This window comes from Martelella mediterranea (genome assembly GCF_021021415.1).
Classification (GTDB): Bacteria; Pseudomonadota; Alphaproteobacteria; order Rhizobiales; family Rhizobiaceae; genus Martelella; species Martelella mediterranea_C.
Genome location: NZ_JAINWJ010000010.1, coordinates 61378 through 85791, shown reverse-complemented (window position 1 = coordinate 85791; position 24414 = coordinate 61378). Strand labels below are relative to the sequence as shown.

The window sequence follows — 24414 nt, the reverse complement described above, 5'->3', positions numbered from 1 at the left end:
CGCTGTCCGTTTCAGGTGGCAATCATCGTGGAACAGGTCGTCACACTAATGCCGAAAATTTGTTATGTCGACAAAAAAAATTTAAATCGCGTGATGGATTGTGTGCATGGAGTGTTGCATATTGGTGAAAATAACCGGAGAGCGGAGCATCATGGTCAAGACATCGTTGGAGAGCGGCGGGCTCCAGAGCCAGCACGTCAGGCGCGGCGGCGGCGTGGCGCATGTCTATGAAACGCTGCGCAACGAAATCATCGAGTTGAAGCTCGCGCCCGGCAGCCCGATCGACGAAACCGAGCTTTCCGAGCGCTTCGCAATGTCGCGCACGCCCATCCGGGAGGCGCTCGTCCGGCTTGCCGCGGAAGGGCTGATCACGGCGCTGACCAATCGCACGACGATCGTTTCCAACATCGATTTCGTGCAGCTCGGCGCATTTTTTGATGCCCTGACGCTGATGTACCGCGTCACCGCGCGGCTTGCGGCCATTCATTACAACGAGGCCGATCTGGCCGGGATACGCGCCCACCAGAGGCGTTTTGCCGAGGCGGTCGAGGCTCGCGACGTGCTCGGCATGATCGCGGCCAACCGCGATTTTCACATCGCCATCGCCGAGGCCGGGCGCAACAAATACTATACCGACCTGTTCCGGCGCCTGCTCGATGACGGACGCCGGATTCTTCGCCTTTACTACCGTTCCTATGACGACGACCTGCCGCGCCAGTATGTGGCCGAGCACGAGCACATCGTCAGCGCCATGATCGCGCGTGACCAAGACGCATGCGACCGGCTCGCAACGGCGCATGCCGACCAGATCGTGCGCCAGATACGGGCCTATATCTCCGCGGATTCCCGCAGCGTTTCCTCAATCGCGCTGTAGGGTTCGCGAATTTCCCGAGGGACGGACAGGCGCGCCGCACTTTTAAGTATTTTATTTGTCGACAAGATGAATCATCGATGCTACTGAATTTGCAACTGACCGGCTCCGGGCCGCAGCGCCATAGATTGCCAGCAGGTTGCCCCGCCGAGATCGATCCCTTGTGCCTATGAAAGGACCCCAGATGAGCGACACGATTTTCACCGGCTGTATTCCGGCTTTGATGACCCCCTGCAAGGCTGACTGCACGCCCGACTTTGCCGCGCTTGCGCGCAAGGGCCGCGAGCTTGTGGAGGCGGGCATGTCGGCCGTGGTCTATTGCGGATCGATGGGCGACTGGCCGCTTCTGACCGACGAGCAGCGCATGCAGGGCGTCGAGGCGCTGGTCGAGGCCGGCGTTCCGGTGATCGTGGGAACCGGCGCGATCAACACCAAGTCCGCCGTGGCGATCACGGCCCATGCCGCCCGCGTCGGCGCCGCCGGCCTGATGGTCATCCCCCGCGTTCTCTCGCGCGGCAGTTCGGTTGCTGCGCAGAAGGCGCATTTCTCGGCTATTCTCGAAGCGGCAGACGGCCTGCCCGCCGTGATCTACAACAGCCCGCATTACGGCTTTGAAACCCGCGCCGACCTGTTCTTCGCCCTGCGCGCCGATTACCCCAACCTGATCGGCTTCAAGGAATTCGGCGGTGCGGCCTCCCTCTCCTACGCAGCCGAGCACATCACCTCCGGCAATGACGATCTGACCCTGATGGTCGGCGTCGATACCCAGGTCTTCCACGGCTTCGTCAAATGCGGGGCCACCGGCGCGATCACCGGCATCGGCAATGCGCTGCCGAAGGAGGTTCTGCATCTCGTTTCGCTCTGCAAGACCGCCGCCGAAGGCGACAGCGAGGCCCGCGTCAAGGCGCGCGAACTCGAGGAAGCCCTGATGGTGCTGTCGAAATTCGACGAGGGCGTCGATCTCGTGCTGTTCTACAAATATCTGATGGTGCTGAACGGCGACGAAGAATATAGCCTGCACTTCAACGAGACCGATGTGTTGACCGCGCCGCAGCAGGCCTTCGTCGAGGAACAGTACCGGCAGTTCAAGACCTGGTACGCCAACTGGGCGGCCTGAAACCGGCGGAGCGGGCCTTGCCAGGGAGCAGCGAATGCATGTGATTGATAGCCACACTGCGGGCGAGCCGACGCGGGTCATCCTCGACGGCTTTCCCGATCTCGGTTCGGGCCCGCTTTCCGAACGCGCGGCGCTGCTTGCGACGCGCTACTACGACGACTACCGCGCCGTGGTGCTGGAGCCGCGCGGCCAGGTCGCCATGGTCGGCGCGCTGCTGGTGCCGCCGGTGGATCCGACCTGCGTCACCGGCGTCATCTATTTCGATGTCGGCGCGGTTCTCGGCATGTGCGGCCATGGCACGATCGGTCTCGCGGTTACGCTTTACCATATGGGCCGGATCGGCACGGGTCTGCATCGCATCGAAACGCCCGCCGGCGTCGTCACCGTCGATGTGCAGGATGAAAGCACGGTCACGGTCACCAATATAGAAAGCCGCCGGGTCGCAGCGGGCGTCACGATCGAGGTGCCGGAGTTCGGCGTCCTCACAGGCGACGTCGCCTATGGCGGCAACTGGTTTTTCCTGGTCGACCCGAGCCCCATCCCGGTGACGCCGGACAATATCCGCCAGCTTACCGATCTCGCCGTCGCCACCCGGACCGCGCTCAATGCACAGAAGATCGGCGGCGAGAACGGCGAGCCGGTCGACCATGTCATCTTTTACGGTCCTGCCGGCGATACGGCGGCGCACAGCCGCAATTTCGTGCTCTGCCCGGACGATGCCTATGACCGCTCCCCCTGCGGAACCGGCTGTTCGGCGCGGCTCGCCTGCCTTGCCGCCGCCGGTCAACTGGGAGAGGGACAGGAAATCGTGCAGGAGAGCATTATCGGCTCCACCTATCGGCTCTCCTACAAGGCGGGAGAGAAGGGCGGCGTGATCCCGTCAATCACCGGCCAAGCCTATGTCATGTCGGTGGCCGAACTGGTATTCCACCCCAACGACCCCTTCCGCAACGGCATCGTGCTTTGACCCGCAACGCTGCCGCGGCATCGAGACGAAATGAAAAAAGGCCGCCCCGTTTGCGGGTCGCGCCGGTCCCCGGAATGATGTCGAAATTGATGCCGACCTCGGCGAAGCTTGCCCCGTCATTATAAGCCGGAGCGCGTCGCGGCGATCGTGCGTGATCTTACCATCCCCGCACAGCTCTGCCTGAGCGTCGCCAGAGGTTGAAGCGGCTTCTGTCTACGCAGGCTTGGCAACGCTCTCGCGCTGAACCAGCGAACACGGAAGCCGGATGATGCCCTTGTCGACAGGCTCGTTCCGGGTCAGCCGCAACATCGCCAGCCCGGCGCGGTGGCCGATTTCCTTGAGCTCCATGTCGATGGTTGTCAGCGGCGGGCGGGTCTGGCGCGACACGACTTCCCAATTATCGAAACCGACCACGGCGATATCATCCGGCACCGAGATGCCGTGATCACGCAGACCGTCGAGGACACCACGCGCTATCTCATCGCTGCCGCAGAAGATGCCGTCGGGCTGCTTTTTCCGCGTGGCCAGCACCTGCTCGATCGCCTCATGGCCCCACTCTTCCGACCATTCTCCGAACATCACCGGTGACGCCGGCCGGCATCGGGCACGATAGGCCGCCGCGCGATGTCGGGCCGCAAGCCAGTTTTCAGGCCCGGTAATGTGGAGAATGTCGCGGCACCCGGCCTCCTCGAGACAGGCGATTGCCAGCATCGCGCCGTGGGCGTCGTCGGGAACGAAACTGGTGCTGTGCGGCGGTCCGGCCGCGAAGGCATAGACGACAGGAATGTTGAGCGCGGTGAGATCGATGGGGGGATCGACGTCGAGGCGTGTCGCCGTCAGGATGATGCCGTCGACCTGCTTGTCGAGCAGCGCCTGGAGATGGAGCTCGGCGAGCCGCTTGTCGCCACTGGTGGCGCAGAGGAACGCCGAGACGCCGTGATCGACCAGAACCTCCGACACGCCGGAACTGATCGGCAGGGTCAGCCGGCCATAGGTATCATCGGTGATGATGCCTATGGTGAGGCTTCGGCGGCTCAAAAGGCTGCGGGCGAGCGCGTTCGGCCGGAAGCCGATTTCCGTTGCCACCCGCAGCACCCGCTCCCGGGTCTCGGCATTGACACGGCCGACGCCGTTCAGCGCATTCGACGCCGTCGACAGGCTGACATCGGCCGCCCTGGCGACATCCCTGAGGGTGCATCTGCGGTGCTGAATGGGCTTTATCATGACGGTTCCAGTTTGCTGATAAAAGCTTTTATCAAACAAAAACAATGTTGCAAAAAGGTTTTTGCAAGCAGATGAACACAAATTGTCGACAACGAAATTTTTCTCCCATACCGTTATCAAACGTCAAGAGGAATGACGAAAACGAGAAGGGGAATGACATGCTGAAAACCAAACTCATGCTTGCTGCAGTCACGCTGGCGGCATCCGCTTCATGGGCCCAGGCGGAGGAGGTAAACCTCTGGGTTCGCACCTCGTCGGCCGCCGTGCTGCAGGCGCTCGCCGAGAAGTACAACACCGCCCACGACGACACCGTCAACGTCACTGCGGTGATCGCCGAACAGATGGTGCCGAAGCTCGGCGCCGCGATCGCCGGCGGTGCGCCGCCCGAAGGCGCGGTGCTCGACCTGATCTATCTGCCGACATTTGCCGCCAACGATACGCTGGAAGACATGACCGGCTTCGTCGAGGGCCTGCCCTATGCCGATGCGCTGAGCCCGTCCCATATCCGGCTTGCCACCTATGACGGCAATATCTACGGCGTGCCCGCCCTGCCCGACGCATCGATCATCGCCTATAACACCGACCTGTTCGAGCAGGCCGGCCTCGATCCCGAGAAGGCCCCCGCATCGCTCGACGAGATCGTCGCGGCGGCCGAGAAGATCAGCGCGCTCGGCGACGACATCTACGGCTTCTATTTCGTTGCCAATTCCGGAAGCTGGCTGATCTACGACTTCCTGCCGCATATCTGGGCGGCCGATGCCGATATCCTGACCGATGACGGCCGCGAAGCGACCATCGATACGCCGGCCATGCGCGAAACGCTGGAAGACTACCGCACGATGTGGCAGGCCGGCACGATCCATCCGACGTCGCGCTCCGGCAACGGCAACAATGCCGTGGAAGCCTTCGCCTCGGGCAAGGTCGGCGTGCTGATGACCGGCTCCTACATCGTCAACCTGCTGACCAGCACCTATCCGGACGTCAACTTCGCCGTCGCTCCGATCCCCGGCCCGACGGGCGGTCAGTCGAGCTTTGCAGGCGGCGACACGCTTGCCATGATCAAGGGCATCGCGCCTGAGAAGAAGGCGGTGATCGAGGATTTCGTGAAGTTCTACATGGAGCCCGAGCAGCAGGTCTTCATCACACAGGAAGCCGGCATGCCCTCGCGCACCGATCTGGCGGAAGAGGCCTATGCCAATTTCGACCCGCGCAACCTCATCGCCTATGACATCCTGTCGAAGGCGCGCACGCCCTACACCTATGCCTCGGACGAGCTTTTCGTCAGCCGCACCGGTCCGTTTCTGAACCTGATCCAGAGCGCGGTCTTCGGCGATGATGTGGATGGCGCGATCGAAACCGCGCAGGAGGATTTCACCAAGATCCTCGACCGCACCAATCCGTGACGCCCGGCTGCGGGCGGCCCGCGCCGCCCGCGTCCCTCCCCCCGCAGGGGATAGCAGAGCCTCGGGAAAGCCGCCGCGCGGACCCGCAGACATCACCGAACCCAGGGATTTGACGTCTTGTTTCTCAAGCGCGCGTTACAGAAACGCCGGCAGGCGGGCAGCGATGAGCCGCATGGCTGGCTGGGCCTCGCCTTCATCGCGCCGAGCATGGTGTTCATCATCGGACTGTTCATCATTCCGCTGGTCATGACGGTGTGGATGAGCTTCTTCCGCTGGCCGCTGCTCGGCCGCCGCAAGTTCATCGGCATTGAAAATTACGCCGAACTTCTCGGCGATACCCAGCTCTGGCAGTCCTTCGGCTTCACCCTGCTTTATACGGTGCTCGTCACCACCGCGATCATGGCCGTTGCCCTGCCCCTGGCGCTCCTGGTCGACCGGCCGCTGCGCAGCGTCGGCTTCTTCCGCACGGTGTTCTTCATGCCGGTCGTCATCGGCTTTGGTGCTGCTTCCACGCTGTGGCTCTGGCTGCTCAATCCCGATAGCGGCGTGTTCGCGCGGCTTCTGACCGGGCTTGGCCTTGTCGATCATGCGCCGCGCCCGCTTGAAAGCTTCTGGCCGGCGCTCGCCGTGATCATTCTCATGGTGGTCTGGAAAACCGCCGGCTTCACCATGGTCATCCTTCTGACCGGCCTGCAGAGCATCCCCAATGACGTGATCGAGGCCGCCCGGATCGATGGTGCGAGCCCCTTCAGCCGCTTCCGACGGATCATCCTGCCGCTGATGCGCAATTCGGTTCTGCTGGCGCTGATCCTGAACGTGACCTCGTCCATGCTTGCCTTCGATCAGTTCTTCATCATCACCCAGGGCGGGCCGAACAACAGCACAATCTCGGCGGTATTCACCATCTATCTCGCGTCGTTCTCGTCCTATCGGCTGGGCTACGGCTCCGCGCTGTCCTTCGCCCTGCTGGTCGTTCTCGTCGCCATCAGCTCGATCCAGCTTTCCTTCATGCGCCAGCGGCCGGAGGACGGACGATGAGCGTGAAAAGCCTGTTCATGGAAGCCGATGAAGGCTATGGCGCGGTTGCCACCCGTCTGCTCATGCTTCTGGCGATGATCATTCTGGCGGTGTTCTTCCTGATGCCGATCATCTGGTCGTTCGCCAATTCCTTCAAACCGGCGGCCGAGGCGCTTGCCCATCCGGTGGCGCTGTTTTCCAAGGCGTTTTCGCTGGAGAATTACCGCCGTCTCGAAAATGTCGGCGCCGGCTGGTATGTCTACGCGACCAATTCGGTGCTGATCGCGCTCGGCACCATCGCCTTCACCGTGGCCGTCGCGGTGCCTGCGGGCTACGGGTTTTCCAAATTCCGCTTCCCCGGCCAGACGCTGATCTTCGTCCTCGTCATGGCGACGATGATGATCCCGTTCCAGTCGATCCTGACGCCGCTGTTCCTGATCCTGAAATTCCTGCATCTGCAGAACAGCCTTCTGGGCCTGGTGCTGATCTACACCACCTTTCAGCTCCCCTTCTCGATCTTCATGATGCGCAATGCCTTCGACGCCATCCCGAAGGCGCTGGTCGAGGCCGCGCGGATCGACGGCGCGTCGCAATGGACGCTGGTGCGGCGCATCCTGATGCCATTGGCGCTGCCGGGTGTGGCCACGGTCGTGATGTTCGCCTTCCTCAATTCCTGGAACGAGTTCCTGGCCGCGCTGATCTTCCTGTCGGACCAGAACAAGTTCACCCTGCCGATCATGCTGGTGAACGTCTCCTCCGGCATTTACGGCATTATCGACTGGGGCGCGCTCCAGGCCGGTATCTCGCTCACCATGATCCCCTGCATCGTGATGTTCCTGGCGCTGCAGCGCTACTATGTGCGTGGGCTGACCGCCGGGGCCGTCAAATGAATACCATGTCCCAAGGAGTTTCCATGTCATCGTCCGCGTCGGAAAAGACGTCTCCCGCGTCTGCGCGCAGTTTCGAACGTTATGTGCCCGTCGATCACACCCGCGTCGCCTTTGATGGCGGTTTCTGGAAGAGCTGGCAGGAGACGGTCCGCGACGTCACCATTCCGACCCAGCACAAGCGGCTGGAGGAGGAAGGCTTTCTCGAAGTTCTGGATTTCGACAACCCGCCCGGCCCGCTGGCGCGGCCGATCCAGCCGAGCGGATTGTCGATGCAGCATTTCTTCGATTCCGATTTCGGCAAGTGGATCGAGGCGGCAAGCTACACTTTGAAGAACCATCCGAACCCGGATATCGAGGCGAAGATCGACGCCATCGTTGAAAAGCTGGAACACGGCCAGATGCAGGACGGCTATCTCAACAGCTGGTTCATCCGCCGCGAGCCGGAAAAGCGTTGGACCAATCTGCGCGACCTGCACGAGATGTATTCGATGGGCCACCTGCTGGAAGGCGCGGTCGCCTATTTCGAGGCGACTGGCAAGCGCCGCTTCCTCGACGTGATGATCCGCGCCGTCGACCACATCATCGACACCTTCGGCCCCGAACCCGGCAAGCTCCGTGGCTATGACGCGCATGAAGAAATCGAACTGGCGCTCGTCAAGCTCTACCGGGTGACCGGCGATCCGCGCCATCTGAAGCTCGCGACATGGCTGGTCGACGAACGCGGCCAGATGCCCTCCTATTTCGATGACGAAGCCCGCCGGCGCGGCGAAGACCCGGCCGATTACGTGTTCGAAACTTATGCCTACAGCCAGGCCCACAAGCCAGTGCGCGAGCAGACCGAGGTCGTCGGCCATGCGGTGCGCGCGATGTATCTGCTCTCGGCGATGACCGACCTCGCGTTTGAAAACGACGATCCGACCCTGAAGGACGCCGCCGACCGGCTGTTTGCCGATCTCACCGGTCGCCAGCTCTATGTCACCGGCGGACTTGGACCATCGGGCGCAAACGAAGGCTTCACCCGCGCCTTCGACCTGCCCAATGAGACCGCCTATGCCGAGACCTGCGCGGCGGTCGCGCTCGGCTTCTGGTGTTCGCGCATGGCCGAGATCGATCTCGACGGCAAATATACCGATCAGCTGGAAACCGTGCTGTTCAACGGCGCGCTCTCCGGCATCGCCCGCGATGGCGAACATTATTTCTACGAGAACGTGCTGGAAAGCCACGGCCAGAACCGTCGCTGGAAATGGCACTACTGCCCCTGCTGCCCGACCAATATCGCCCGCTTTATCACCTCGCTCGGAAAGTATTTCTACACCACGAAGGGCAACGAGATCGCGGTGCATCTCTACGGCGCCAATGTCGCCGAACTCGATCTCGACGGCACCTTCGTGCGGCTCAGGCAGGACACGGCCTATCCCTGGGACGGCGACATCCGCATCGCGCTCGGCCTTTTCGAACCGACCGACCTCACGCTGAAACTGCGCATTCCCGGCTGGTGCGGGGGGGGGGCGCGGGCGACGCTCAACGGGCGCGACATTCCGCTTGCCCCGGTCAAGGGCTATGCCGAGGTCAGCGGCACTTTCAAGGACGGCGACGAACTGCGCCTGCACTTCGACATGCCGGTGGAGCGGCTCTATGCCCATCCGGCCGTCGGCGAGGATGCCGGGCGGGTGGCGCTTCGCCGCGGTCCGGTGGTCTACTGCGTCGAGGAAGCCGATATCGGCACCGAGCCGCAGCGCCTGCGTCTCGCGCCCGATGCCCGCCTCGAGCCGCGCTATGACGCCGATCTTCTCGGCGGCGCGGTGGTGCTGGAGGGCGAAGGCTATGAGGCGGCGGCGGACGGCTTTGACGGCGGGCTTTACCGGACCGCGCCCCCTGCCCTCAAGCCGAAGCCGTTCCGCGCCATTCCCTACCACCTCTGGGCCAATCGGGAAGCGGGCGCCATGCAGGTCTGGCTGGCGGAAAGATAGGAGACGGACATGGCAAGGCTGACACTGAGGAATGTGGTCAAGTCCTACGGCATCTACGAGGCCGTCCGGGGCATCAATCTCGATATCGAGGACAAGGAATTCGTGGTCTTCGTCGGCCCGTCGGGCTGCGGCAAGTCGACGACGCTCCGGATGATCGCCGGGCTGGAACACATCTCCGGCGGAGAAATCCTCATCGGCGACGATGTCGTCAACCGCCTGGCCCCGGGCAAGCGCGATATCGCCATGGTGTTCCAGAACTACGCGCTCTATCCGCATATGAGCGTGCGCGAGAACATCGCCTTCTGCCTCGAACAACAGCGCCTGCCGAAGGCCGAAATCGAAAAACGCATCACCGAGGCGACCAATACCTTGCGAATTTCGGAACTGCTGGAACGCCGCCCCGGCGCGCTTTCCGGCGGCCAGCGCCAGCGCGTGGCCATGGGCCGCGCCATCGTGCGCGATCCGAAGGTCTTCCTGTTCGACGAGCCCTTGTCCAACCTCGACGCCAAGCTTCGCGTCAGCATGCGCACCGAAATCAAGCGGCTGCACCAGTTGCTGCCGACGACGACCGTCTACGTCACCCACGACCAGGTGGAAGCCATGACCATGGCCGATCGCGTGGTGGTGATGAACCACGGCCTCGTCGAGCAGATGGGCGCGCCGCAGGAGCTTTATTCGCGGCCGGTCAGCAAGTTCGTCGCCGGCTTCATCGGCTCGCCGTCGATGAACTTCCTGCCGGTGAGGCTCGAAGAGGACGGCGGTGGGCTTTTCGTGGTGTTCGAGGACGGCAACCGCATGGCGATACCCGAGACAAGGGCCGCCGGTTTCCGCTCTCATGCCGGCCGCGGTGCTACCTTCGGCATCCGCCCGGAGGCGATCACGCTTCGGCAGGAGCGCGGCGGCTTCGTGCCTTTCGATGCCGCAATCGACCTCGTCGAACCGCTCGGCGCCACCACCATGGCCTATTTCAGCATCGCGGGTCAGGAGATCTGCGCCAGCGTCGAGCCCGAAGAAAGCCTGCGCGCCGGCACCACCGTTCCGCTGTCCTTCGACCTCAACCGCATGCACCTGTTCGACCTCGAAACCGAACAGGCGCTCGCTGTTCACTAGCGCAGGCGCGGTTCAGGCCGCGTAACCGTCTAAATCTGGGCGGTGGTGCCGGCGGCGATGCGGCTTGGCGGCTGGCCTGTAATGCGCTTGAAGGCGCGGCTGAACGCGGCCTGCGAGCCGTAACCCAGGCGATGAGCGGCGGTTTCGATCGGCACGCCCTCGCGGCTTATCCAGTCGGCGGCAAGGCGCATGCGCATTTCGGTGAGATAACGCACCGGCGTCACGCCGGTGACATCGAGGAAGCGCTCGGCGAAGACCGAGCGCGAAACACCCATCTCGCGCGCGAGTTCGGCCACGGACCAGTTGCGCCCGGGCTCGCGGTGGAGCGCCAAGAGCACGCGACCCAGACGCGGATCGCGCAGCGCCGCGATCCATCCGGTGGCATCACCGCAGCCGCATTCGACCCATGCCCGGACGATGCAGGCAGCGACCACATCCGCAAGCCGGGCGAGAATGCCGGCATAGCCGGCGCGGCCATCCCTGGCCTCCCGGGCCATCGCCTCCAGCATCGGCAGGATCTCCGGGTAGCGGTCGGTCAGCGTGCCGACGCGCATCACCTCCGGCATCATCGCCACCAGCGGGTGCATGCTGCCGAGGTCAAAATCCATGCACGCGGAAAACAGCACGACCCGCTCTTCCGGCGGCGTCGCCTCGCAGGTCCTGATCTCCTTGACGCTCGGGCAGATCGGGGAGGACGGCAGGGCCGTCAGGTCGGCGCATGGCGCGGGATTGTCGGGCGATGACGCCAGCCGGTGCAATCCGCCATGCGGCAACAAAGCCGCATCGCCGGCGCCCATGACATGGACCTCGCCGCCCGACGCGAGAAGCGCGGTCCGGCCGCGCGCGACGAAGATGAATTTCGCGCGCAGGTCGTCCTGAGCGCCGAAGGAATAGGAGAACGGTTCGGCAAGCTCGATGCGGCGATAGTCGATGCCGACAAGCCGCATGCCGAGCAGAAGCTCGCTGACGAGATCGGCATCGCGTGAACGCGGTGATGTTTCGGACGGATGATCATGCATAGCGGATTTACTGGCATAGAAAGTCCGGCCTGTCCAGCCTAACTTCAGCCCATCCTCCTCCACCTCCCATCGCGAAGGATATCGCAATGAACCCTGTTATGAACGAGAAGGCGGGCGCTGACGGCGCGCCCGCATGGGGCGCCGTGACGGCGATGACGCTGGGCGTCTTCGGACTTGTCACCGCCGAATTCCTGCCGGCGAGCCTGCTGACGCCGATTGCCGCCGATCTCGGCATCTCCGAAGGCGCCGCCGGCCAGGCGGTGACGATGACGGCGATGTTCGGCTTTGCCGCGAGCCTGCTGATCTCGGCCGCCGCGCGCGGCGCCGACCGGCGTCACATGATGATGATCTTCTCCGTTCTGCTGATTGTCTCGAATCTGATGGTCGCTTTCGCACAGGGCGTCTATATGCTTCTGGCGGGCCGGGTTCTGCTGGGCATCGCGCTCGGCGGCTTCTGGGCGATGTCGACGGCGGTCACCATGCGCCTCGTTCCGCCGGGCCTGGTTCCGCGGGCGCTCTCCATCCTGATGAGCGGCGTATCCGCCGCGACGGTTTTCGCCGCGCCGGTCGGCAGCTATCTCGGCGAGATCATCGGGTGGCGCGGCGTTTTCCTGCTGGCATCGCTTCTCGGCGCGATTTCGCTGGTCGCGCAGTGGCGCAGCCTGCCCAGCATGCGGCCTGCCGGCATGGCCCGGTTGAGAACGCTTGGCGAGGTGCTGCTGCGCCCCGGCATCGGCATCGGCATGATGGCGGTCCTCCTGGTCTTCGGCGGCCACTTCGTGTTCTTCACCTATCTCAGGGCCTATCTGGAAACCCGGGGCGGGTTTTCGATCGAGGCGATTGCCATCATCCTGCTCGGTTTCGGCATCGCCAATTTCTTCGGCACCGTCCTGGCCGGCCGCATGGCCCAGCTGAGCCTTCGCCTGACCCTGGTGCTCGTGCCGCTTTCGATGGGGACACTGGCGATGGTGATGGTCGCCTTCGGCGGCAATCCGATGAGCGACACCGTCTCGGTCGTACTGTGGGGCATGATCTTCGGCGGCGTTCCGGTGGCCTGGTCGAGCTGGATCGCGCGCACCGTGTCGGACGAGGCCGAGAGCGCCGGCGGCCTGTTCGTCGCCACGATCCAGCTCGCGATCGCGCTCGGAGCCGGCCTCGGCGGCATCGTGTTCGACGCGGCGGGCGGCACCGGGACGGTGTTTGCAAGCGGCGTCCTGCTGCTGCTCTCCGCGACCACGGTGATGTTCGGCGTGCGTATCCGCGCATCGGCCGCTGCCCCGGCCTGAGCGTCGACACGCCGAAAGTCGAGAAAGCCCGGTTTCGGCCGGGCTTTTTTTGCGCTGTCGATCACCGTTGGCCTTTGCAGCACGGCCAGGTTTTCGAAGGGTCCGGCAGCCGTTACCCGCGCAACGCGTCCGGAAGCAGGTCCGCCGGCATGTCCTGATAGGAGATCGGGCGCAGGAAGCGGTCGATCGCGAGCGTGCCGACCGAGGTCGAGCGCACGTCCGAGGTTGCCGGATAGGGACCGCCATGGACCATGGCAGGCGACACCTCGACGCCGGTGCCAAACCCGTTGACGAGCAGGCGGCCGGCCAGCATTTCGAGCTTCGGCATCAGTTTCGCCGCCGCCGGATGGTCGCCTTCGTCGATGTGAAGCGCGACGGTCAACTGGCCCTCGATGCCATCGACCACGGTTTCGAGCTCCGCCAGATCGCGGCATTTGACGATCAGGCCCGCACCGCCGAAGACTTCGTCATGCAGGCTCTTATCGTTGAGGAAGGACGCGGCAGCCGTTTCGAAAAGCGCGGCCTGGCCGTGAAACTCGTCGCCTGCCTGCCCTTCGGCAAGCTGCGTGACATCACTGTGGCCGACCAGTTTTGCAACACCGTCGCGATAGGCCTTGCAGATGCCGGCGGTCAGCATCGTCTGGGCCGGCACGGCCTTCAGCGCCTCGACAGCGCTCGCCTTGAAGGCATCGAGTCCTTCGCCTTCGACGGCGAGGATCAGCCCGGGATTGGTGCAGAACTGGCCTGCGCCGAGCGTCAGCGATGCCGCGAACGCCGCGCCGATCTTGCCGCCGCGCGCCTTCAGCGCTCCGGGAAACAGGAGGACCGGGTTGATCGCGCTCATCTCGGCATAGACGGGGATCGGCATGGCGCGTTTTGCGGCGATATCCACCAGCGCCAGCCCGCCCCGGCGCGAGCCGGTGAAGCCGACGGCGCGGATCAGCGGATGAGCCACCAGCGCGCCGCCGATCTCATAGCCGGTGTCATGCAGCATCGAGAACGTGCCCGCCGGCATGCCGCAATCGATCACCGCCTGCTGTACCGCGCGGGCGACCAGTTCCGATGTGCCGGGATGGGCCGGATGGGCCTTGACCACGACCGGGCAGCCGGCCGCCAGCGCCGAGGCGGTATCGCCGCCGGCCACCGAAAACGCCAGCGGGAAATTCGATGCCCCGAAAACGGCGACCGGGCCGAGGCCGACCTTGCGCAGCCTGAGGTCGGGCTTCGGCGGCGTGCGCGCCGCATCGGCTGGGTCGAAACGCAGATCCTGAAACGCGCCCTCGCGCACCACACCGGCGAAGAGACGCAACTGGTTGACCGTGCGCATGCGCTCGCCCTCGAGCCGCGCACGCGGCAGGCCGCTTTCGGCCATGGCGCGCTCGATCAGCGGCTCGCCGATGGCGAGGATATTTGCGGCAGCCTTTTCAAGAAACGCCGCCCGGTCTTCCAGCGCCGTCTCGCGATAGGCGAAGAAAGCCTGCCAGGCGAGCCGAACCGCCTCGTCGAGATCGGCCGCGCTCGCGCCGCCGAACGCGCCGGAAAGCGCCTTGCCGGTGGCCGCCTCCACGGCTGTCAGTGTTCCGTTTGCGCCCATGCGCGTCTGGTTGCCGATCAGCAATTCGCCGGTGATCTTCATTGGTACATCCTCAGTCTGTTTCTCAGTTCGATTTCGGTGACGAAGCCGCGGCGCGTGTCCGCAACTCGTCGAGCACATTCTTGCGCACCGGCATAACGCCGGCCTTGGTATTGCGGGACCGCGCCCGGTAACGCCTGGCGGAGGGAAGGCGCGCGCCCTGCCCTTCAATCGCGTCGAACAGCGTCTCGCCGCGCTTCAGATTATCGAGCGCCGCCTGCCCCAGGAAGGAGGCGGGATCGAGCGCGATGATCAATTCCCCATGAAGCGGCGTGACCTTGGCGTCATCGTCAAACGCCATGGATTCGGCGCTGGTGAGATCGCCGATCAGCGGCCCGGCCAAGAGTTCGATCATCGCCGAAAGCGCCGAGCCCTTGTGGCCGCCGAAGGTGAGCATGGCGCCTTCTGCGGCTTTGTCCGGATCGGTCGTGGGCTTGCCGTCGGCATTGATCGCCGTTCCTTCCGGCAGCGGCGTTTTCGTGCGCCGGTGCAGCTCGATATCGCCGCGGGCGATCGCCGAGGTGGCGAAATCGAACACGAAGGGGTGTTTGCCGGGCCGCGGCCAGCCGAATGAAAACGGATTGGTGCCGAATACCGGCCTGCTGCCGCCCGCCGGCGCGACCCAGGCATGGCTGACGGTGACGGCAATGGCGACAAGACCCTGATCGGCAATCCTTTCCACCTCCGGCCAGAGTGCGGAGAAATGAAAGCAATTGTTGATCGCAAGCGCCGCGAGCCCGCAATGCCGCGCCTTTTCGGCGAGAACGGGAAGTCCGGCCTCGAATGCGACAAGCGAAACGCCTCGGCGGGCATCGACGCGGACGATTGCCGGCGCGCGGTCCTCGATCACCGGCGTGGCAGTCGGATCGACCTTGCCGCGCTCGATCAGCTCCAGGCAACTGATCAGCCGGTAGAGCCCGTGCGAATGGCACTCGTCCATCTGCGCGCGCATGACGCAATCGGTGATCGTGCGGGCATGGTCTTCGGAATAGCCGGCCGCCAGCAACAGGCCCTCGCCCAGCGCCCGCGCCTCATCGATCGCAATCGTTTCGAAATCGTCGCTCATGCCGTCTCCCTTCAGGCGTGGTGTCGCATGCGCGCCTTGCTGAAAGCGCGCCGGAAGCAATCTGCCCCATGGATGAAGTCGATGGGTAGCCCGGCGCTCAGGCGAAGGGCTCGGTCGGCCCCTTGCCGGGCGTGGTAAACCAGAGCGGCCCGTTATCGCCCATATGAATGATGTCCTCCAGCCGGACGCCGAATTTTTCGGGCACGACGATCATCGGCTCGTTGGAAAAGCACATGCCGGGCAGAAGCGGCGTGGCATTGCCCCGCACGATGAACGGCGCTTCGTGGATATCCATGCCGAGCCCGTGCCCCGCCCTGTGCGGCAAGCCGGGCAGGCGGTAATCCGGGCCGAGGCCATGGGCGGCGATCACGCGGCGCGCCGCATCGTCGAGGGTTTCGGCCGCAACGCCCGGCTTCGCCGCGTCGAACACGGCCTGCTGCGCCTCGCGTTCGATCATCCAGATCCGCGAAAACTCGGGCGAAGGCTCCGCCTTCACATAGGTGCGCGTCATGTCCGACTGGTAACCGCCGACAATCGTGCCGGTGTCGACGAGAATGACATCGCCCTCGGCATAGGTCTGGTCGCCATCGACGCCATGCGGCAGCGATGTCGCCGCGCCGAAGGAGCAGATCGCGAAGGTGCTGCCCGAGCCGCTGAGCGCCCGGTGGGTCTCGTCAATAAAGCGCACGACCTCGGAAGCGCGGATGCCCGGCTCGATCAGCGCGTGAACGCGCTTGTGCACCTCAAGGGTGGCATCCATCGCATACTGCATCAGCGCGATCTCGGCGGGCGATTTCACTGCTCTCAGCGAAGAGATCATCGGCCCGCCGTCAACGAGCCGCTCCGGCGCGATCTGCCGGGCAAGCGCCGAATAGATGGCAAACGGCAGCGCATCGTCGAGCGCCAGCGTCCGGCCCTGGCCGAGCAGCTTCGCCGTCAGCGCCGCGGGATCTTCGTGCTCGTCCCACGCGGCGATGTCGCCGTCGAGGCGATCGAGCGTCTCGATCTTCGAGACCTCGAAGGCGGGCGCGATATAGGTCAGGCCGTCGGCGGTGACCAGCGCGCCGACCAGTCGCTCGCTCGCATGCCAGACAAGCCCGGTGAAATAGGTGAGACTGGTGGTCGAGCCCAGTAGCACCGCATCGGCGCCGGCGGCCTGCATGGCCGCGCGCAGCCGTGCGATCCGGCCCTTGCGTTCGTCTTTGCTGATCGGTTCGGGGCGGTTGGTCATCGCAGCGGTCTCTCCGTCTTCACTCGATCAATGACCGAGATTTTTCACTCACCAACCCGCCTACCATATTTGTCGTCAGTTTGTCGACAATATCGTTGACAAGCTTTTCACAATCGCAAAAATTGCATCGGATACCGACGAGCATGAACGTGACACCAAAAGAAAGGGAACAGTTCCATGACTGCATTCACAGAACGAAAACTGTTGAAACTCGCCGTCTCACTACTTGCCGCCTCGACCGCCACGGCGGCGCTTGCGGCAGACCCGCAGACCGGCGGAACGCTGAAGATCGTCGGAACCGCCGATATCGACCACTTCGATCCGACCTCGGCGGCGCTCGTCACCTCCAACAATTTCCTGCGTGCCGTCAGCCGCCAGTTGATCAGCTACGAGGCTTCGACCGATGACGATGCCCGCCTTCAGCCGAAGGGCGATCTGGCGACAGAAGTTCCCCAGCCCACCAATGACGGACTGACCTACACGTTTATCCTGCGCGACGGCGTTGCCTGGGATGCGCCGGAAGGCCCGCGTCCGATTGTCGCGGCCGATTTCGAGCGCGGCATGAAGCGCATGTGCAACCCCTCTCTCGGCTCGGCGGGGCTGACCTATTTCATCGATCTGATCGAAGGCATGCGCACGTTCTGCGACGGTTTTGCCAAGGTCGAGCCGACGGCTGCCGCGATGAAGGACTATATCGAAAACAACGATATTTCCGGTATCGAGACGCCGGATGACAAGACCATCGTCATCAACCTCACCGAAACGGCGGGCGATTTCGTCTACATGCTCTCGCTGCCGACGGCGGCGCCCGCACCCGTCGAGGTGCTGGATTATATGCCGGACGGACCGGAATACCGTGATAACTTCATCGCCTCCGGCCCCTACACCGTCGAAACCTACGTGCCGGACAGCACCATCAAGCTGACGCGCAACCCCGCATGGACCGCCGAATCCGATCCGCTGCGCGGCGGTTATGTCGACAATATCGACATCACCTTCGGCATCCAGCCCGATGCGGCCATCCAGCAGCTTCAGGCCGGCGATGCCGACATGACCTATGACATCCTCATTCCGCCGGCGATCCTGCAGATGCTGGCGGCAACCGGCGACGACAAGCTGACCACCATGTCGGTCGGTCGCACGTCCTTCCTCTGGTTCAACACGCTGACGGACAATAATGACGGCGCGCTGCGCGACCTGCGCATCCGCCAGGCCGTGCAATATGCCCTCGACAAGGCAGCCATCGTCCAGCAGATGGGCGGCCCGATGGTGGCCGCGCCGCAAAACGGCATTTTCGGCCCCGGCGTGCTGGGTTTCCACGAATTCGACCTCTATCCGAGCGAGAATGCCGCCGGCGACCCTGAAAAGGCGAAGGAACTGCTTACAGAGGCCGGCTATCCGGATGGCATCACGCTGAAAATGCCGTTCCGCAACCAGAACGCCGAGCCGGCCATTGCCCAGACCATTCAGGCCAGCCTGAAAAAGGCCGGCATCGAGCTGGAACTGACGCCGGTCGCGCCGTCGGACTATTATTCGAAATTCATGACCAACCAGGAAAACACCAAGGCCGGTCTCTGGGATATCGCGCCTGTGGGCTGGTCGCCGGACTGGGTCGGCGGCGCAGCGCGCTCGGTGTTCCAGCCGCAGTTCACCTATAACGGCACGCACCAGACCTACAACTATGTCGACTACAACAACCCCGAGGCCAACGAGATCGCCACACAGGCGATCAATGCGACCACGCCCGAAAAGGCGGCCGAGCTCTGGAGCCAGGTCGACGAACTGGTGATGCAGGATTCGCCGGTGGCGCCCTACACCACAGAAAACGTGATACTCTATCGCGGGCCAGCGGTCGAAAACTTCCAGCCCTACGCGCTCGGCGCCCAGGGCGACTGGACCAATGTCTGGCTGAACCGCTGACATTCGCCGCGGCCGCGCGCTGCGGCCGCCCTATGCAGACCGGCAGGCGGGGTCTCTCCGCCTGTTCCCGTTCCGTATTGGAGGCAGTTTATTGACACCCATTCTCGACGTGCGTGACCTGACCGTCGACATCCCGACCGAGGACGGCATCGTTCATGCGGTCAACAAGGTTTCCTTCCGCGTCGAAAAGGGCACGCTCTTTGGCATTGCCGGCGAATCCGGCTCGGGCAAAAGCGTGCTGACGCAGGCGATCATGGGCTTTCTGCCCAATGCCGCGATTTCCGGACGGGCGACATTTGAGAGTGACGACCTTCTGACGCTTTCATCGCGGCGGCTGCGCGCTCTGCGGGGCGCGCGCATCGGCATGATCTTCCAGGATCCGCTCTCCAGCCTCCACCCCTATTACACGATCGGCGCGCAGATCGCCGAAATGATCCATACCCATGAAAAGGTCAGCCACAAGGAGGCCAAAGCACGGGTGATCGAGATGCTGTCGCGCGTCGGCATCCGTGATGCCAAGCACCGTTACGACGATTATCCGCATCAGTTTTCCGGCGGCATGCGCCAGCGGGTGATGATCGCCATGGCGCTGATCCTCAACCCGCCGCTGATCATCGCCGACGAGCCCACGACCGCGCTCGATGTCACGGTGCAGGCACAGATCATCGCCCTGCTGGACGAGATGCGCCGCGAGCTTGGCACGACGGTGATCATGATCACCCACGACCTGTCGCTGCTGTCATCGATCGCCGACAGGGTCATGGTGATGTATGCCGGAAACCGGATGGAGCTCGGTCCGTCCGCGACCCTGTTTTCCGCACCCGTGCACCCCTATACCGCTGGATTGCTGAACTCGTCGCCGGCGCGATACACGCCCGGCTCCATGATCGAGCCGATCACCGGGCGCCCGCCCAGCCTGCTCGCCCCGCCGAAGGGTTGCGTGTTTCGCCCCCGTTGCGCCAGCGCCATGGATATCTGTACGCGGGTGCCACCGCTGAGGTTGTTCGACGATGGCACGGAAGCGCTCTGCTGGAAGGAGAGCGAGGATCGCGCGCAAAGCCGCGCACCTGCCGAAGCCGGCGAACCCGTCGCGCCGCCCGGCGAACGCACGGCCATGATCGAGGCCGCCAATGTGCATCTGAGCTTTGAAACCGGCGGCGGCATGCGCGGCCTGCCGAAAGAGCTTCATGTGCTCAAGGGCATCGACCTGACGCTCTGCAAGGGCGAGACCCTTGGTCTTGTCGGCGAATCCGGTTGCGGAAAATCGACTTTCGCGCGGGTGCTGGCAGGGCTTATCCCCGCCAGTTCCGGCGATGTCGTGGTCGAGGGCCAAAGGCTCGACGAGCTCTCCCATGCCGACTGGCGCGCCATGCGCAAACGCATCCAGCTCGTGTTTCAGGACCCCTTCGGCTCGCTCAATCCGCGCCGGCGGGTGAGTTCGATCATCGGCGACCCGTTCCGTATCCACAACGTCTGTTCCGGCGCGGAACGCAAGCGCCGCGTCCAGGCGCTGATGGAGCGCGTCGGCCTCAACCCGGAACACTACAACCGCTATCCTTCGGAATTTTCCGGCGGCCAGCGTCAGCGCATCGGCATCGCTCGCGCGCTTGCGCTTCATCCCGCCATCATCATCTTCGATGAACCGGTTTCCGCGCTCGACGTCTCGATTCAGGCGCAGATCCTCAACCTGATGCGCCATCTGCAACAAGACATGGGCCTCACCTACCTGTTCATTTCGCATGACCTGTCCGTGGTCCGCCATGTTTGCGACCGGATTGCCGTGATGAACAAGGGGCGCATCGTCGAACTCGGTGCGGCCGAAGACATCTATGCCGCGCCGCGCGATCCCTATACCCGCGAGCTGATGGCCGCCTCCATGCATGAGGTTGCGGCCGGGGCATTGCCCGGGCGCAAGCTCATCGACAGCATCGGAGGAGAGTCCGCATGAGCGCCGTCACGCAGCATGATATCGAAGACGACGACAAGGACGCAGTGGTTCAACGCGGTCCGTTGGAACTGACGCTCCGGCGGCTTGTTCGTGACCGCGCCAGCCTTGTCGCCGCCTGCTTCATCGTGCTTCTGATCGCCTTTGCGCTTGCGGCACCGCTCGTGGCCGACATCACCGGACACTCGGCGATCGAGCAATATCGCCAGATCGGCATGAGCCCGATGGGTCTTCCCGTCGGCCCGAACCATGACTTCTGGCTTGGGGCCGATCACCTCGGCCGCGACGTTCTGGTGCGCCTTGCCTATGGCGCGCGCATCTCGCTGATTGTCGGCGTCGTCGCCTCGCTCGCCGCCGCCCTGATCGGCATCACCATCGGCACGATTGCCGGTTTCGCCGGCGGCAAGGTCGATATGGTGCTGAGCCGGATCATGGATCTGGTGATGAGCGTCCCGTTTCTTCTGTGCGCGCTGGCCCTCGTCTCGGTCTTCGGGCCGAGCCTGTCGCTCAGCATCGGTGTGATCGTGTTCTTCTCCTGGACCACAATGGGCCGCGTGATCCGCGCCGAAGTCACCTCGCTGCGCCGCCGGGAATTCGTCGCCGCCAGCCGCTCACTCGGGGCCGGGCCGGTTTCGATCGTGCTGCGCGATATCCTGCCCAATCTTTCCGTTCCGATCATCGTCTACACGACCATGATGATACCGACCGCCATCGTCTTCGAGGCCACGCTTTCCTTCCTCGGTCTCGGTATCGTGCCGCCAACGCCGAGCTGGGGCGGCATGCTGGCCGATGCCTCGGCCAACTCGATCTATCTGGTGGCGTGGTGGCTGGTGGTGTTTCCGGGGCTGGCGCTGCTTCTGACCACGCTTGCCTTCAACATTCTCGGCGACGGGTTGCGCGATGCGCTTGATCCGAAAGCGCGGCCGGTGCGCCGGTCGTTCCTCAAACGGCTGAAGAAGGAGGCGCGCCCATGACCCGTTATCTGATCCAGCGCATCGGCTTTGCCGTGCTCATCCTGTTTTCGCTGAGCGTCTTCGTCTTTGTCCTGTTCTTCGTCGCACCCGGAGATCCCGCGCGCATGATCGCCGGCGACAAGGCGACGGAAACCCAGCTTGCGCAGATCCGCTCCAATCTCGGGCTCGATCAGCCAATCTACCTGCAGTACGGTAAATTCATCGCCAAGGCGGCAACCGGCGATCTCGGCTTTTCCTACCGCAACCAGCAGCCGGTAACGGAACTGATCGTGCGCCGCCTGCCCGCCACCATCTCGCTGGTCATCGGCGGCGTTATTTTCTGGCTGGCGCTCGGCATTCCCATCGGCATCATGTCGGCGCGGTTTCCCGGCGGCTTCCGCGACCGTCTGGGGCAAGGCTTCATCCTGCTGGGCCTGTCCTTCCCGACCTTCGTGCTTGGCATGCTGTCGCTCTATGTCTTCTATTTCCTGCCGCGCAAGGCCGGTTTCATGCTGTTTCCGCCCGGCGGCTACAAGCCGTTTCTCGACGATCCGGTCACATGGGCATGGCACCTGTTCCTGCCGTGGACGACGCTGGCGCTGGTCACGGCCGCGATCTATGCCCGTCTGACCCGCGGAAAGCTGATCGAGGTGCTGGGCGAGGATTATATCCGCACCGCTCGCGCCAAAGGGCTTTCGGAAGCGAAGGTGGTCTACAAGCACGGCCTGCGCGCCACGTTGACGCCGCTGATCACCCAGCTTGGCGCCGATATCGCGCTGCTTCTGGGCGGCGTCATCGTCATCGAGCAGATCTACGGGCTGCAGGGCGTCGGCGCGCTGGCCGTGCAGTCGGTGCGCAATCTCGACCGGCCCGTGATCATCGGTGTTGTGCTGATGGGCGGTTTCTTCATCGTGATCACCAATATCATTGTCGACCTGCTTTACGCCGTTCTCGACCCGCGCGTGCGCGGCGCCTGACGGCCGGGGAATTCCATGGCTTCAAAATCCGATATCGCCGCGCGCCTGTCGGCACTCAGAACCCTGCTGAAATCCGAAGGGCTGGACGGGCTAATCGTGCCGCGCGCCGATGCCCACCAAAGCGAGGTCGCCGCCCCGCACGACGACCGGCTGGCCTTCATCACTGGCTTCACCGGCTCCGCCGGGCTGGCGCTCGTTCTGGAAGACAAGGCGCTCATCTTCGTCGATGGACGTTATGAAATCCAGGTGCGCCACGAGGTCAGCGCTGCGCTTTACGAGGTTCACCACCTGCACAACGATCCAATCGACAGCTGGCTTGCAGCCCATGGAAGCAAGGGATGGCGGATCGGCTTCGATCCGATGCTGATCGACACCGCGCTTTACGACCGGCTTGCAGCCTCGGCGGAACGGGCCGGCTTCACACTGGTGCCCATTTCGAAAGACCCGTTCGACGCGATCTGGACTGACCGGCCCGAAAAGCCCCTCGGTCGCATTCGCCCGATGTCGCCTACCCTTGCCGGCGAAACCGTTGCGGCGAAGACGGCGCGCCTGGGCAGGAAGATTGCCGATGCCGGGGCCGACATGATGGCGGAGACGCTGCCGGACAATATCGCCTGGCTGCTCAATCTGCGCGGCAGCGATATCGCCATGAACCCGGTGCCCCAGTCATTCATGGTCCTGAACGCCGATGGCGCGGTCGTCTGGTTCGTCGACAGCCGCAAACTGCCGAATGACCTTACCGCTTTCGAGCTGGAGGAGGTCAGCGTCAGACCGGCAGAGGAATTTATTCCTTTCGTGCACAGTGCCGCCGCGAGCAGGACTGTGCTGATCGACCAATCCTTCGCGCCTGTGGCCCTGCGGCTTGCGGTGGAAGGCGCGGGCGGCACGGTTCTCTCGGCCGACAACCCGTTGACGCTGGCCAAGGCGCGCAAGACGCCCGCTGAACTTGCCGGCTATCGCGCCTGCCATGTCGAGGACGGGATCGCGCTCACCGAATTTCTGGCCTGGCTGGAACGCGAAGCGCCGGGGCGCGCCGCAAACGGCAATCCGATCCGCGAGATCGAGGCGGAGGATCGGCTTCTGGCCTTTCGCGCGCGGCGGAAGGGTTTTCTCGAAGCCAGCTTCCGTTCGATTTCGGCCTCGGGCGCCAATGCGGCCATGTGCCATTACAATGCAGGACCGCAAAGCGACGCGGCGATCACGCCAGACGGCCCTTATCTGATTGATTCCGGCGGCCAGTATGAAAACGGCACGACGGATGTCACCAGAACCCTGTTTCTGGCCGCCCCCGAAGACCGTGTGCGCGCCACCTATACGGCGGTGCTCAAGGGCTTTATTGCGCTGATCACGGCGCAGTTTCCCGAAGGCACATGCGGCCATCAGCTCGATGCGCTCGCCCGCCTGCCGCTCTGGCAGATGGGGCTCGACTACGATCACGGCACGGGCCACGGCGTCGGGCACAATCTTCTGGTGCACGAATATCCACACCGTTTCGCCAAGAAGGCCAATCATTACGGGCTCGAACCCGGAAACATCATGACCATCGAGCCGGGCTATTATGAAGCCGACGGCTACGGGCTGCGGATCGAAAACCAGGTGGAAGTAACAGCCGCCCTGCCCGGCTTCTGCCGGTTCCGCTCCCTCACGCTTGCGCCGATCGACCTCAAGCCGGTCGACATCGCTGCCCTTTCCCCGCAGGAAATCGCCTTTATCAACGACTATCACGCAACGGTGCGCGAAACGCTTGCCGACCATGTCAGCGACGATGCCCGCGACTTTCTCATGCGATCGACGCGGGCTCTTGAAGCCTGAGAG

The 24414-nt window shown here is 63.8% G+C and carries 19 protein-coding genes; 14 read left to right on the top strand and 5 right to left on the bottom strand.

Features of this window, described 5'->3' with window-relative positions; translation table 11 throughout:
• The first annotated feature begins 151 nt into the window (after window positions 1-151).
• The 3 genes from K7H91_RS08225 (at window position 152) to K7H91_RS08215 (ending at window position 2955) form a co-directional block, all read left to right on the top strand.
• Window positions 152-874 carry a GntR family transcriptional regulator gene (locus tag K7H91_RS08225; protein WP_230719743.1) on the top strand — a complete coding sequence of 241 codons (723 nt, stop codon included), beginning with the start codon at window positions 152-154 and terminating at the stop codon, window positions 872-874.
• 181 nt (window positions 875-1055) lie between these two features.
• Window positions 1056-1988, top strand: a complete 933-nt coding sequence (locus tag K7H91_RS08220) for a dihydrodipicolinate synthase family protein (protein ID WP_230719742.1) — start codon at window positions 1056-1058, stop codon at window positions 1986-1988.
• A gap of 34 nt (window positions 1989-2022) precedes the next feature.
• Window positions 2023-2955, top strand: coding sequence for a proline racemase family protein (locus K7H91_RS08215; protein ID WP_230719741.1), 933 nt, complete (start codon window positions 2023-2025; stop codon window positions 2953-2955).
• Between the two features lie 213 nt (window positions 2956-3168).
• On the opposite strand, the gene K7H91_RS08210 is transcribed toward K7H91_RS08215, so the two are convergent.
• Window positions 3169-4176 (bottom strand): LacI family DNA-binding transcriptional regulator, encoded by a 1008-nt coding sequence (locus tag K7H91_RS08210; protein WP_419197461.1) that lies wholly within the window; start codon window positions 4174-4176, stop codon window positions 3169-3171.
• Window positions 4177-4337: 161 nt separating this feature from the next.
• Between K7H91_RS08210 and K7H91_RS08205 the strand changes: the two genes are divergently transcribed.
• The 5 genes from K7H91_RS08205 (at window position 4338) to K7H91_RS08185 (ending at window position 10569) form a co-directional block, all read left to right on the top strand.
• Complete coding sequence (locus tag K7H91_RS08205; RefSeq protein WP_230719739.1) at window positions 4338-5582, top strand: extracellular solute-binding protein; 1245 nt, start codon at window positions 4338-4340, stop codon at window positions 5580-5582.
• A gap of 117 nt (window positions 5583-5699) precedes the next feature.
• Entirely contained in the window at window positions 5700-6620 is a 921-nt protein-coding gene (locus K7H91_RS08200) for a carbohydrate ABC transporter permease (RefSeq protein ID WP_230719738.1), read from the top strand.
• Between the two features lie 62 nt (window positions 6621-6682).
• On the top strand, window positions 6683-7489 hold the full coding sequence (locus K7H91_RS08195) for a carbohydrate ABC transporter permease (protein ID WP_328286106.1): 807 nt from the start codon (window positions 6683-6685) through the stop codon (window positions 7487-7489).
• A 23-nt stretch (window positions 7490-7512) separates the two neighbouring features.
• Entirely contained in the window at window positions 7513-9459 is a 1947-nt protein-coding gene (locus tag K7H91_RS08190; protein ID WP_230719736.1) for a glycoside hydrolase family 127 protein, read from the top strand.
• A 9-nt stretch (window positions 9460-9468) separates the two neighbouring features.
• On the top strand, window positions 9469-10569 hold the full coding sequence (locus tag K7H91_RS08185) for an ABC transporter ATP-binding protein (RefSeq protein ID WP_230719735.1): 1101 nt from the start codon (window positions 9469-9471) through the stop codon (window positions 10567-10569).
• Between the two features lie 29 nt (window positions 10570-10598).
• Here K7H91_RS08185 and K7H91_RS08180 read toward each other — a convergent pair whose 3' ends face one another.
• Window positions 10599-11588, bottom strand: a complete 990-nt coding sequence (locus K7H91_RS08180) for an AraC family transcriptional regulator (RefSeq protein ID WP_230719734.1) — start codon at window positions 11586-11588, stop codon at window positions 10599-10601.
• 86 nt (window positions 11589-11674) lie between these two features.
• On the opposite strand from K7H91_RS08180, the gene K7H91_RS08175 reads away from it, so the two are divergent.
• Complete coding sequence (locus tag K7H91_RS08175) at window positions 11675-12874, top strand: MFS transporter (protein WP_230719733.1); 1200 nt, start codon at window positions 11675-11677, stop codon at window positions 12872-12874.
• 112 nt (window positions 12875-12986) lie between these two features.
• Here K7H91_RS08175 and K7H91_RS08170 read toward each other — a convergent pair whose 3' ends face one another.
• The 3 genes from K7H91_RS08170 to K7H91_RS08160 all read right to left on the bottom strand — a co-directional run bounded on the left by K7H91_RS08170 (window position 12987) and on the right by K7H91_RS08160 (window position 16804).
• Entirely contained in the window at window positions 12987-14510 is a 1524-nt protein-coding gene (locus K7H91_RS08170; RefSeq protein WP_230719732.1) for an aldehyde dehydrogenase (NADP(+)), read from the bottom strand.
• 22 nt (window positions 14511-14532) lie between these two features.
• The gene (locus tag K7H91_RS08165; RefSeq protein ID WP_230719731.1) at window positions 14533-15573 is read right to left on the bottom strand and encodes an Ldh family oxidoreductase; all 1041 of its coding nucleotides are present in this window, start codon (window positions 15571-15573) and stop codon (window positions 14533-14535) included.
• 97 nt (window positions 15574-15670) lie between these two features.
• The gene (locus K7H91_RS08160; RefSeq protein WP_230719730.1) at window positions 15671-16804 is read right to left on the bottom strand and encodes a M24 family metallopeptidase; all 1134 of its coding nucleotides are present in this window, start codon (window positions 16802-16804) and stop codon (window positions 15671-15673) included.
• Between the two features lie 177 nt (window positions 16805-16981).
• Here K7H91_RS08160 and K7H91_RS08155 point away from each other — a divergent pair, with 177 nt between their 5' ends.
• The 5 genes from K7H91_RS08155 (at window position 16982) to K7H91_RS08135 (ending at window position 24411) form a co-directional block, all read left to right on the top strand.
• Window positions 16982-18724 (top strand): ABC transporter substrate-binding protein, encoded by a 1743-nt coding sequence (locus K7H91_RS08155; RefSeq protein ID WP_230719729.1) that lies wholly within the window; start codon window positions 16982-16984, stop codon window positions 18722-18724.
• A gap of 91 nt (window positions 18725-18815) precedes the next feature.
• A complete protein-coding gene (locus K7H91_RS08150) occupies window positions 18816-20672 on the top strand; it encodes an ABC transporter ATP-binding protein (RefSeq protein WP_230719728.1) in 1857 nt (618 codons plus the stop codon).
• Window positions 20669-21643, top strand: a complete 975-nt coding sequence (locus tag K7H91_RS08145; protein WP_230719727.1) for an ABC transporter permease — start codon at window positions 20669-20671, stop codon at window positions 21641-21643. Before K7H91_RS08150 ends, K7H91_RS08145 begins: the two co-directional genes overlap by 4 nt.
• Window positions 21640-22599, top strand: a complete 960-nt coding sequence (locus K7H91_RS08140; protein WP_230719726.1) for an ABC transporter permease — start codon at window positions 21640-21642, stop codon at window positions 22597-22599. The genes K7H91_RS08145 and K7H91_RS08140 overlap by 4 nt, the downstream gene beginning before the upstream one ends.
• 15 nt (window positions 22600-22614) lie before the next feature.
• The gene (locus K7H91_RS08135; protein ID WP_230719725.1) at window positions 22615-24411 is read left to right on the top strand and encodes an aminopeptidase P family protein; all 1797 of its coding nucleotides are present in this window, start codon (window positions 22615-22617) and stop codon (window positions 24409-24411) included.
• Window positions 24412-24414 lie beyond the last annotated feature (3 nt).

Bases quoted from the DNA above. Each gene is read 5' to 3' on its own strand.
- K7H91_RS08155 (WP_230719729.1), top strand. From the start codon at position 16,982: ATGACTGCATTCACAGAACGAAAACTGTTGAAACTCGCCGTCTCACTA.
- K7H91_RS08220 (WP_230719742.1), top strand. From the start codon at position 1,056: ATGAGCGACACGATTTTCACCGGCTGTATTCCGGCTTTGATGACCCCC.
- K7H91_RS08145 (WP_230719727.1), top strand. From the start codon at position 20,669: ATGAGCGCCGTCACGCAGCATGATATCGAAGACGACGACAAGGACGCA.
- K7H91_RS08195 (WP_328286106.1), top strand. From the start codon at position 6,683: ATGCTTCTGGCGATGATCATTCTGGCGGTGTTCTTCCTGATGCCGATC.
- K7H91_RS08160 (WP_230719730.1), bottom strand. From the start codon at position 16,804: ATGACCAACCGCCCCGAACCGATCAGCAAAGACGAACGCAAGGGCCGG.
- K7H91_RS08225 (WP_230719743.1), top strand. From the start codon at position 152: ATGGTCAAGACATCGTTGGAGAGCGGCGGGCTCCAGAGCCAGCACGTC.
- K7H91_RS08175 (WP_230719733.1), top strand. From the start codon at position 11,675: ATGAACCCTGTTATGAACGAGAAGGCGGGCGCTGACGGCGCGCCCGCA.
- K7H91_RS08140 (WP_230719726.1), top strand. From the start codon at position 21,640: ATGACCCGTTATCTGATCCAGCGCATCGGCTTTGCCGTGCTCATCCTG.
- K7H91_RS08165 (WP_230719731.1), bottom strand. From the start codon at position 15,573: ATGAGCGACGATTTCGAAACGATTGCGATCGATGAGGCGCGGGCGCTG.
- K7H91_RS08170 (WP_230719732.1), bottom strand. From the start codon at position 14,510: ATGAAGATCACCGGCGAATTGCTGATCGGCAACCAGACGCGCATGGGC.
- K7H91_RS08135 (WP_230719725.1), top strand. From the start codon at position 22,615: ATGGCTTCAAAATCCGATATCGCCGCGCGCCTGTCGGCACTCAGAACC.
- K7H91_RS08185 (WP_230719735.1), top strand. From the start codon at position 9,469: ATGGCAAGGCTGACACTGAGGAATGTGGTCAAGTCCTACGGCATCTAC.
- K7H91_RS08205 (WP_230719739.1), top strand. From the start codon at position 4,338: ATGCTGAAAACCAAACTCATGCTTGCTGCAGTCACGCTGGCGGCATCC.
- K7H91_RS08180 (WP_230719734.1), bottom strand. From the start codon at position 11,588: ATGCATGATCATCCGTCCGAAACATCACCGCGTTCACGCGATGCCGAT.
- K7H91_RS08215 (WP_230719741.1), top strand. From the start codon at position 2,023: ATGCATGTGATTGATAGCCACACTGCGGGCGAGCCGACGCGGGTCATC.
- K7H91_RS08190 (WP_230719736.1), top strand. From the start codon at position 7,513: ATGTCATCGTCCGCGTCGGAAAAGACGTCTCCCGCGTCTGCGCGCAGT.